This is a genomic window from Stenotrophomonas sp. STEN054 (assembly GCF_056854535.1).
In genome coordinates this window covers 24,912-34,100 of sequence record NZ_JBXFWG010000048.1, presented here as the reverse complement: position 1 = coordinate 34,100, position 9,189 = coordinate 24,912, and the positions used below count along the sequence as shown (strand labels likewise).

At 68.2% G+C, this 9,189-nt stretch carries 8 protein-coding genes; 2 read left to right on the top strand and 6 right to left on the bottom strand.

Going from position 1 to position 9,189, the window contains the following annotated elements:
* Window positions 1–157: 157 nt before the first annotated feature.
* Both AC1VXD_RS16450 and AC1VXD_RS16445 read right to left on the bottom strand, forming a co-directional pair.
* Complete coding sequence (locus AC1VXD_RS16450; RefSeq protein ID WP_482992938.1) at window positions 158–601, bottom strand: helix-turn-helix domain-containing protein; 444 nt, start codon at window positions 599–601, stop codon at window positions 158–160.
* A 127-nt stretch (window positions 602–728) separates the two neighbouring features.
* On the bottom strand, window positions 729–1,013 hold the full coding sequence (locus tag AC1VXD_RS16445) for a DUF2782 domain-containing protein (protein WP_108770467.1): 285 nt from the start codon (window positions 1,011–1,013) through the stop codon (window positions 729–731).
* A 97-nt stretch (window positions 1,014–1,110) separates the two neighbouring features.
* Between AC1VXD_RS16445 and polA the strand changes: the two genes are divergently transcribed.
* Together polA and AC1VXD_RS16435 are read left to right on the top strand one after the other, a co-directional pair.
* Window positions 1,111–3,885: a DNA polymerase I gene (gene polA, locus AC1VXD_RS16440; RefSeq protein ID WP_482992937.1), complete on the top strand. Its 2,775-nt coding sequence runs from the start codon at window positions 1,111–1,113 to the stop codon at window positions 3,883–3,885.
* A 314-nt stretch (window positions 3,886–4,199) separates the two neighbouring features.
* Entirely contained in the window at window positions 4,200–4,682 is a 483-nt protein-coding gene (locus AC1VXD_RS16435) for a DUF421 domain-containing protein (protein ID WP_108770465.1), read from the top strand.
* A 129-nt stretch (window positions 4,683–4,811) separates the two neighbouring features.
* Here AC1VXD_RS16435 and hemF read toward each other — a convergent pair whose 3' ends face one another.
* The 4 genes from hemF to AC1VXD_RS16415 are packed head-to-tail and all read right to left on the bottom strand — an operon-like array spanning window position 4,812 to window position 9,120.
* Window positions 4,812–5,708: an oxygen-dependent coproporphyrinogen oxidase gene (gene hemF, locus AC1VXD_RS16430; RefSeq protein ID WP_482992936.1), complete on the bottom strand. Its 897-nt coding sequence runs from the start codon at window positions 5,706–5,708 to the stop codon at window positions 4,812–4,814.
* Between the two features lie 31 nt (window positions 5,709–5,739).
* A complete protein-coding gene (locus tag AC1VXD_RS16425; RefSeq protein ID WP_482992935.1) occupies window positions 5,740–6,303 on the bottom strand; it encodes a hypothetical protein in 564 nt (187 codons plus the stop codon).
* A gap of 34 nt (window positions 6,304–6,337) precedes the next feature.
* On the bottom strand, window positions 6,338–6,757 hold the full coding sequence (locus tag AC1VXD_RS16420; RefSeq protein WP_482992934.1) for an NUDIX hydrolase: 420 nt from the start codon (window positions 6,755–6,757) through the stop codon (window positions 6,338–6,340).
* On the bottom strand, window positions 6,754–9,120 hold the full coding sequence (locus AC1VXD_RS16415; RefSeq protein ID WP_482992933.1) for a S9 family peptidase: 2,367 nt from the start codon (window positions 9,118–9,120) through the stop codon (window positions 6,754–6,756). Before AC1VXD_RS16415 ends, AC1VXD_RS16420 begins: the two co-directional genes overlap by 4 nt.
* Window positions 9,121–9,189: the final 69 nt, after the last annotated feature.

The following is a 9,189-nucleotide window of genomic DNA, read 5'->3' as shown; positions in this document are numbered from 1 at the left end:
CCCCCTTGGGGGGGCCTCGGCCCCGGGGGCGGGGGTGGGACCGCGCGTGCCCTAACCCGGCGGTCACACGGGTCCGGGGGGCGGCCCCGGGGGGCCGCCCCGCTGGCCGGGGGCGGCCGCCACCTTCCCGCCCCGCCGATGGTGGCAACATGCCCGCTCAGGACAGCAGTGCCCCCCGTGCGCGCTGCCTGCAGGCGAGCCGCCAATCGGCCGGCGACATGCCGAACTGCGCCAGGAACGCGCGCTGGAACTGGCGCTCTGACGCGAATCCGACTTCATGCAGCAACCAGGTGAGACGGCAGTCGGGATCACGCACCAGATGGCGGTGCGCCAGCCAGGCCCGGCACCCGCGGATATAACGCGCCACCCCGCCGTGGGCCTGGAACAGCCGGTAGACCGTGGAGCGGGACATCCCGAAGGCCTCGCAGATCATCTCTTCGCCCAGTTCGCTCTCACCCAGGTGGTCGTCGATGTAATCAAGGATGCGCAGCAGGCGCGGGTGGGCCGTGCCGTTGCGGGTGATGCGCGCGCGCGCGTTGCTGCGGCGCAGGTCGGCGGCGAGGGACGCAACCAGCGATGAGGTTGCCGGTTCGAGGTTCATGGCAGCGCGATCCCGGCCCACCTGCGGGGCCTGTCATGGGATCAACCGGAAGATCCGGCGCGAACCTATCACCCGCGTGTGGGGGCCGGCTCCCTCTCCGACGGAAAGGGCGCCGCCCCTGGCTGGATCACCAGCTGTAGAGCTTCCAGTAGACCGGCGAGACGCCGTCCTTGTCGTTGTCCATGCGGCCATCGCCGTTCTTGTCGTACATGTAGAACGGTGCGCCGCGCGACGGGGTCACCTTGACCATGCGCAACTGGCCGGACACGCGGTATTCCTCGATGACATCGCCGTTGTCCATGGTGCGGCTGGACACTTCGGCGCCCTTCACGTCCACCGGGGGAGCGCCTGCACCACCCATGCTGGCGCAGCCAGCAAGCAGCAGCAGGGAAGCCAGCATCAGGGTCTTCATCGGCAGGGCCTTTGCATCGATCGGAGCCTGATTATGCCCCATGGACGCGTCGCCGCCGTGTCGCCGCGGTGCAGGCAGGGGCGCGTAGAATCGTCGCATGAGCAGATTAGTCCTGATCGACGGGTCCAGTTACCTGTACCGCGCGTTCCACGCGCTGCCGCCCCTGTCCAATGCACAGGGCGAGCCCACCGGCGCGCTGTTCGGCGTGGTCAACATGCTGCGCTCGACGCTGAAGGAGCGACCGGCCTACGTCGCCTTCGTCGTCGACGCACCGGGCAAGACCTTCCGCGACGACCTGTACGACCAGTACAAGGCCAACCGCCCGCCCATGCCCGATGAACTGCGCAGCCAGGTCGAGCCGATGTGCCGCATCGTCGAAGCGCTGGGCATCAGCATCCTGCGCATCCCCGGCGTGGAAGCCGACGATGTGATCGGCACGCTGGCCCTGCAGGGCGTGGCGCAGGACCTGAAGGTGACCATTTCCACCGGTGACAAGGACTTCGCCCAGCTGGTGCGTCCGGGCATCGAGCTGGTCAACACCATGACCGGCAGCCGGATGGATTCCGACGCCGCGGTGATGGACAAGTTCGGCGTGCGCGCCGACCAGATCATCGACCTGCTGGCGCTGATGGGCGACACCGTGGACAACGTGCCCGGCGTGGAGAAGTGCGGGCCGAAGACCGCCGCCAAGTGGCTGGCCGAATACCAGCACCTGGATGGCGTCATCGCCGCCGCCCCAACCATGAAGGGCAAGATCGGCGAGAACCTGCGCGCGGCGCTGGAACGCCTGCCGCTGAACCGCGAGCTGGTGACCATCCGCACCGATGTCGAGCTGGACGCCTCGCCGACCACCCTGGCCCTGCGCGAGCAGGACGTGCCGGTACTGACCGAGCTGTATGCGCGCTACGGCTTCACCCAGGCACTGAAGGAGCTGGGCGGCCCGCTGCCGGCCCCGGCCACCGCCAGTGAGGCCACCCCGAGCCTGCGCGGCACCGCCGCCGGCTTCGCCCGGGGCAGCGCCGAAGTGCCGGCCGCCGGCGCGCTGGACCCGGCGCTGTCCGCGCCCGGCGAATACGAAACCGTGCTGACCAGCGAACAGCTGAAGTCGTGGGTCGAGCGTGTGCAGCAGGCCGACCTGATCAGCTTCGATACCGAGACCGATGCGCTGGACGCGATGCGTGCACGCCTGGTCGGCGTCAGCCTGGCGGTGGAGCCGGGCAAGGCGGCCTATATCCCGGTCGGCCACGATTACCCCGGCGCGCCGGCGCAGCTGCCGCTGCAGCAGGTGCTGGACGCGCTGCGCCCGGTGCTGCAGGACCCGGCAAAGAAGAAGCTGGGCCAGCACGGCAAGTACGACCTGCATGTGCTGCGCCGCCACGGCGTGGACGTGCAGGGCTACCACGACGACACCATGCTCGAGAGCTTCGTGCTCAATTCCACCGCGACCCGCCACGACATGGATTCGCTGGCCCTGCGGTACCTGGGCTACACCACCATCAAGTTCGAGGACGTGGCCGGCAAGGGCGCCAAGCAGATCCCGTTCTCGCAGGTGGGCATCGACGAAGCCAGCCGCTATGCGGCCGAGGACGCCGACATCACCCTGCGCCTGCACCACGCGCTGCAGCCGCAGCTGCTGGCCGAGCCGGCGCTGGACAGCGTGTACCGCGACATCGAGATGCCGCTGGTGCCGGTGCTGACCCGCATCGAAGCCAACGGCGTGCGCATCGACACCGATGAGCTGCGCCGTCAGAGCCACGACCTGTCCTCGCGCATGCTGGCCGCGCAGCAGAAGGCCACCGAACTGGCAGGGCGCAGCTTCAACTTGGATTCGCCCAAGCAGCTGCAGGCGGTGCTGTTCGACGAGCTGAAGCTGCCGGCGGTGGTGAAGACCCCGAAGGGCCAGCCCAGCACGAATGAAGAAGCGCTGGAGGCGATCGCGGACCAGCACGAGCTGCCGCGGGTGATCCTCGAATACCGCGGCCTGGCCAAGCTGCGCAGCACCTATACCGACAAGCTGCCGGAGATGGTCAACCCGGACACCGGCCGGTTGCACACCAGCTACCACCAGTCCGGCGCGGCCACCGGCCGCCTGTCCTCGTCCGACCCGAACCTGCAGAACATCCCGATCCGCACCGAGGATGGCCGCCGCATCCGCCGTGCCTTCGTGGCGCCGGAAGGCTTCCAGCTGCTGGCGGCCGACTATTCGCAGATCGAGCTGCGGATCATGGCCCACCTGTCCGAGGACCCGGGCCTGGTGCGCGCCTTCGAGCAGGGCGCCGACGTCCACCGTGCCACCGCCGCCGAGGTGTTCGGGCGCACGCTGGAAGAGGTGACGCCCAACGAGCGCCGCGCCGCCAAGGCCATCAACTTCGGCCTGATGTACGGCATGAGCGCCTTCGGCCTGGCCCGCAACCTGGGCATCGACCGAGGCCAGGCGCAGGATTATGTGGCGCTGTACTTCAGCCGTTATCCCGGCGTGCGCGACTTCATGGAGCGGATGCGCCAGCAGGCGCGTGACCAGGGCTACGTGGAAACCCTGTTCGGCCGCCGCCTGTATCTGAATGACATCCACGCGCGCAATCAGGGCCTGCGTGCCGGTGCCGAGCGCGCGGCGATCAATGCGCCGATGCAGGGCACCGCGGCGGACATCATCAAGCGGGCGATGGTCTCGGTGGACCAGTGGCTGCACGACAGCGGCGCCCCGGCGCGGATGATCCTGCAGGTGCATGATGAACTGGTGTTCGAAAGCGAGGCCGGTTTCACCGAGGAACTGCGTAGGAACGTGATCGAGCGCATGTCGCAAGCGGCCCAATTGCGGGTGCCGCTGGAGGTCGATACCGGCGTTGGAGTTAACTGGGACGAGGCGCACTGATTCGCATTCAGGCTAATAACGCCATGAATCGTTCATTTGCATCGTTTTGCTGACTCGAAGATGAATGTTTCTTGCACGGGTCCACAATAAATTGGGCCCCTTCACGAACCGTTAGTGTTCGGAGTGTTTCTATAACTCTCGACAGGCGCAACGCCTGTTGTGGATCTCTCCCATCCCCTGGAGCAGATCTCGGAACGGGGGCTCCTCCCCAAGCGCCCGTTCCCCGGCCCCGTTGACCTCCCCCTGGTCAGCGGGGCTTTTTATTTGTGCCTCGCTGCGCCACGCTGGGGCATCGCTTCGCAGGGGAAACCGCAATGCCCGATCTGTTCGCACTGGCGATGCCGTGGTGGGAATTCGTTCTGCGCGCGGTGGTGGTCTATGTGGTCGTGCTGGGCATGGTCCGGCTGGGCGGCAAGCGCGCGCTGGGGCAGATCACCCCGTTCGATGTGCTGCTGATCGTGCTGCTGGGCAACGCGGTGCAGAACGCACTGCTGGGCACCGACACGTCGCTGGGCGGCGGCCTGCTGCTGGCCGCCACGCTGATCCTGCTGAACTACGGCGTGGGCTGGCTGACCACGCGCAGCCGGCGCATGGAACGCATGATCGAAGGCGAGCCGGTGGTGATCGCCCGCGATGGGCGCCTGCTGGCGGCGGTGCTGCGTCGTGAGCTGGTCAGCACCGCGGATTTCGACGCCGCGCTGCGCCAGCAGGGCTGCCTGCGTGTGGAGGACGTCGAACTGGCGCTGCTGGAAACCACTGGCCACATCACGATCATTCCGCGGCAAAAATCCGCGTAGCGTCGAAAGCAGCCGAGCGTGGGCTCGGCTCTACACTGCAGAAATCCGCGTAGAGCCGAGCCCACGCTCGGCTGCCGTTGGCGCAATGCGAAAAACAGTCGAGCAGCTCGACTCTACCCGTGCGTGGGCTCACACCCAGTCGCGCGGCACCAGGTAATCGGCCAGGCGCGCCTCGGCGCTGCCGGCTTCGGGGCTGAACCCATATTCCCAGCGCACCCGCGGCGGCAGGCTCATCAGGATGCTCTCGCTGCGGCCGCCACTCTGCAGGCCGAACAGCGTGCCGCGGTCGTAGACGAGGTTGAACTCCACGTAGCGGCCGCGACGGTACAGCTGGAACTCGCGCTCGCGTTCGCCATGCGCGGTGTCCTTGCGCTGCTGCACGATCGGCAGGTAGGCCTCGAGGAAGCCGTCGCCGACCGCGCGCAGGTACTCGAAATCCCGCTCGAAATCGCCGTGCAGGTCATCGAAGAACAGGCCGCCGACGCCGCGCGTTTCATTGCGGTGGCGCAGGAAGAAGTACTCGTCGCACCAGCGCTTGTGCGCGGCGTAGCGTTCCTCGCCGAACGGCGCGCACAGGTCATGGGCCACCTGGTGCCAGTGCTGCACGTCCTCGTCGAAGGGATAGAACGGGGTCAGGTCGAAGCCACCGCCGAACCAGCTGGCCACCACTTCGCCATCGCGCTGCGCCTGGAAGAAGCGCACGTTGGCATGGGTGGTCGGCACGTAGGGGTTGAGCGGGTGGAACACCAGCGACAGACCGGTGGCGCGCCAGGAGGCGCCGGCCAGCTCGGGCCGGTTGGCCGAGGCCGACGGCGGCAGGCGGCTGCCGGACACATCGGAAAAGCCGATGCCGGCCTGCTCGAACACCGCACCGTCGCGCAGCACGCGGGTACGCCCGCCACCGCCCTCGGCGCGCTGCCACAGGTCTTCCTGGAATCGGGCCTGGCCCTCAAGGGCCTCGATGGCCGCACAGATGCGGTCCTGCAGGTCGGTGAGGTAGGCGCGGACGCGCTCGAAATCGTTCATGGCGCGTACTTTACCGCAGCCGGCGCGCCCTTCAGCGGAACCGCGCGCGGATGTCCGGGCGCAGCAGGCGCCAGCCCAGCCAGCCCTGCAGGCCGGCGAACAGCACCGAGGTGCCCAGCAGCGTGAGCGTCATCAGCAGGCGCTGCACCTGCAGCTGCTGATGCAGCTCGGCATCGTTGGCGGCCAGCCCGATGAACTGCAGCATCACCCCATCCAGCCACCAGGTGATGACGAAGTTGGCCAGTGCGCTCAGGCCCAGCGCCCACACGAAGGCCCACAGGCCCCAGCGGCGCTCGCGCCACAGGCCCCAGCTGGCCAGGGTGGAGCCCAAGCACAGCAGCGCAGCGATCAAGGACGTCGCCACCGGGTGCGCGAGCATCCACAGCAGGCTGCCATCCAGCTGGTTTTCCCAGGCCAGCTTCACCAGCGCCTGCCAGAGCGCGGTCGGCGCCAGAACGGCCGCCACCACGGCCTGGACGAGGAAGTAGACCACCACCAGCAGGCACAGCCAGAACGAGCCCTGTGCCAGCGGTTTGACCCAGCTGTTGCCGGGGGCCGCGGCCGGCGAGGGAAGGTCGGGAATGGAGAGAGACATCCGGTGTCCTTGCGCTTCGATGGCGCCCGCCAGGTCAGCGGGCCGTCGCCAGGGCGGCGACCGCCGGCAGGATATGGTGTTCGCTCAGGGGTGCCAAGCACAGGCCGTGCGGCGGCCGCAGCGGCACCCAGGCCAGTTCGGCGATCTCGGCGCGTGCGGTCGGTGTGCCCGCGACCTGTACCCACCAGGCCTGCGCTTGCACGCGGTGGCCGGGTTCGTTCACCGCCCAGTCCTCGAAACGGCCCAGGGCAACGGCGTTGGCAGTATCAAGCTGCACGCCCAGTTCCTCGTCCAGCTCGCGGGCCAGCGCCTGCAGCGGCGCTTCCCCCGCCTCGGGCTTGCCGCCGGGCTGGATGAAGCGGTCGCCGCCGTGCTTGCGTACCACCAGCGCCCGGCCGCGGTCATCCAGGATGACCGCGGCCACGATCTGGATCGTGGCCGCGGCATTGCTCACTTCAGGTTCTGCTCGAACAGCTTGAGGATGCGCTTGTACTGGTCCAGCCAGGAATCGGCACGGATGTAACCGTGGCGTTCCAGCGGGTACGGTGCGATCGACCAGTTGTCCTTGTGCAGCTCGATCAGGCGCTGGGTCAGGTGCACCGAGTCCTGGAAGAACACGTTGTCATCCATCATGCCGTGGGCGATCAGCAGGTTGTCCTGCAGGTTCTGCGCGTACTCGATGGGCGAGGACGTGCGGTACGCCTCCGGGTCGATGTCCGGGGTGTTGAGGATGTTGCTGGTATAGGCGTGGTTGTAGTTCTGCCAATCCAGCACCGGGCGCAGCGCGGCGCCGGCCTTGAACGTACCCGGCGAACGGAACAGCGCCATGAAGGTCATGAAGCCGCCGTAGGAACCGCCGTAGATGCCGGCGTGGTCGCGGTCACCCTGCTGGGTGTCGACCAGCCAGTCCAGGCCGTCCTTGTAGTCTTCCAGTTCCGGGTGGCCCATGTTGCGGTAGATCGCCGTGCGCCAGTCGCGGCCGTAGCCCTCGCTGCCGCGGTAATCCATGTCCAGCACGATGTAGCCCTTTTCCACCAGCAGGTTGTGGAACATCTGCTCGCGGAAGTACGCCGGGTAGCGCTGGTGCACGTTCTGCAGGTAGCCGGCACCGTGCACGAACATCACGATCGGGTACTTCTTGCCCGGCTCCTTGTGCTCGGGTTCGTAGTACTTGGCCCAGACCACGCCGGCGCCGTGCTTGGACGGCACCGCCACCAGCTTCGGCTGGATCCACTCGCGCGCCTTGTACTCGGCGGTGCGGGTGTCGGTCAGCATGCGTGCCTGGCCACCGGCGCTCGGTACCACGGCCAGCTGGGTCGGCAGGTAGGCGGCCGAGTAGCGCACCAGCAGCTGCTGCCCATCGGGCGACAGCGAGAAGTCTTCCACGCCGTTGAGGCTGGTCAGCTCGCGCACCTGGCGGTTGCCGGTGTCGACCGCGCAGACTTCATAGTCGTGCGGCGCCTGCTGGTTGCACAGGAAGTAGAAGCCCTTGCCGTCGGCCGACAGCACTGGCGCGGAGGTTTCCCACTTGCCGCTGGTCAGCGCCTGCGGCTTGGCCGAACCGGCCTGGGTGTACAGGTGCGAGTAGCCCGATTCCTCGGACAGCAGCCACAGGGTGCGGCCATCGGCCATCCAGCCGAAATCGTTGAAGCCCCAGTTGATCCAGGCGTTGTCGGTCAGGCGGTGGCGGTTCTGTACGCGGCCGTCGCTGCCGATGCTGACGATCCAGCGGTCCTTGTTGTCGTTGGCGCGCAGCATGACCGCGGCCTGCTGGCCATCGGCGCTCCAGCGCATGCCGCCGCCCATGAAGTCGCTCATCACCTGCACGCTGCGGTCGCCCTTCAGCGGGTCCTTGCCGGCCTTGCGGCGCAGCTCGGCCAGCGGGTCGGTGCCGATGCCCGGCAGGCCCGACAGCGAGAGCTTCTCGGCCTTGCCGGTGTGCACATCCACGTACCACAGGGTGTGCGGCTCGAAGCCGTTGCGGCCGACGCGGGTGCGGGTGTCCTCGCTTTCCTCGTAGCCGGATTCGGTCACGTACAGCGGCATCTTGCTGGTGCGGCCGTCGTCGAAGTCCTTCGGCTTGGTCACCACGATCAGGTGGCCCAGGTCCGGCGACAGCAGGCTGTCGGCGATCTCCACGTCGGCGCCCAGGTAGATCGGGGCCGCCGCGCGGGTCGGGTCGGCCTGGCGCCAGCGCTGGTCCTGGTCCTTCAGCGCTTCACGCTGGTCGCGGTCGCGGCGCAGGGTTTCCAGGGTACGCAGCTGCTGGTCGCGCAGCAGGTCGTCCTTGGGCTTGCTGGCCGGGTCTTTCTCGGCCTTAAGGCTGGCCACCTGCTGCACGCCGCCGGCGGCGGTCCAGTGGAACCAGTTCTGGCCCACGCGCCAGATCACGCCGTTGTCGGCCGCAAAGTTGACGCCGGCGGCGCGCTCGTTGCTGCGGGTCAGCTGGGTCAGCGCGCCGCTGCGCAGGTCGCGCACGAACACATCGCCGTTGCGGACAAAGGCGCTGCGGCTGCGGCTGCGGTCGTAGACCGGCTCGGCCACGTCCAGGGTGCCGCGCTGGTCATCGGCCACCTGTGCGGCGGCGCCACCGGCCAGCGGCTGGCGGAAGGTGTCGCGCACCGGGCTGCCGCTGCGCTTGAGCTGGTACTCGACCTGCTGGCTGTTCCAGGACCACCAGGCTTTCTCGACCGGCGGACCGATCCAGTCCGGGTCGGCCATGGCCTGTTCGATGGTGATCGGCGTCGGCGCAGCATGCGCGGCCGGTGCGGCCAGCACGGCCGACAGCAGGAGGGACAGGGGCAGCACTCGGGACATGGGCTCACGGCACCAGATGAGGAAACCGGGCAAGGGTAGCAGCCGCCCGGGCCGGGGGAGGGGGCCACA

Coding starts and splice junctions, on each gene's coding strand:
- AC1VXD_RS16450 (WP_482992938.1), bottom strand. CDS start 601: ATGAACCTCGAACCGGCAACCTCATCGCTGGTTGCGTCCCTCGCCGCC.
- hemF (WP_482992936.1), bottom strand. CDS start 5,708: ATGAACGATTTCGAGCGCGTCCGCGCCTACCTCACCGACCTGCAGGAC.
- AC1VXD_RS16445 (WP_108770467.1), bottom strand. CDS start 1,013: ATGAAGACCCTGATGCTGGCTTCCCTGCTGCTGCTTGCTGGCTGCGCC.
- polA (WP_482992937.1), top strand. CDS start 1,111: ATGAGCAGATTAGTCCTGATCGACGGGTCCAGTTACCTGTACCGCGCG.
- AC1VXD_RS16425 (WP_482992935.1), bottom strand. CDS start 6,303: ATGTCTCTCTCCATTCCCGACCTTCCCTCGCCGGCCGCGGCCCCCGGC.
- AC1VXD_RS16435 (WP_108770465.1), top strand. CDS start 4,200: ATGCCCGATCTGTTCGCACTGGCGATGCCGTGGTGGGAATTCGTTCTG.
- AC1VXD_RS16415 (WP_482992933.1), bottom strand. CDS start 9,120: ATGTCCCGAGTGCTGCCCCTGTCCCTCCTGCTGTCGGCCGTGCTGGCC.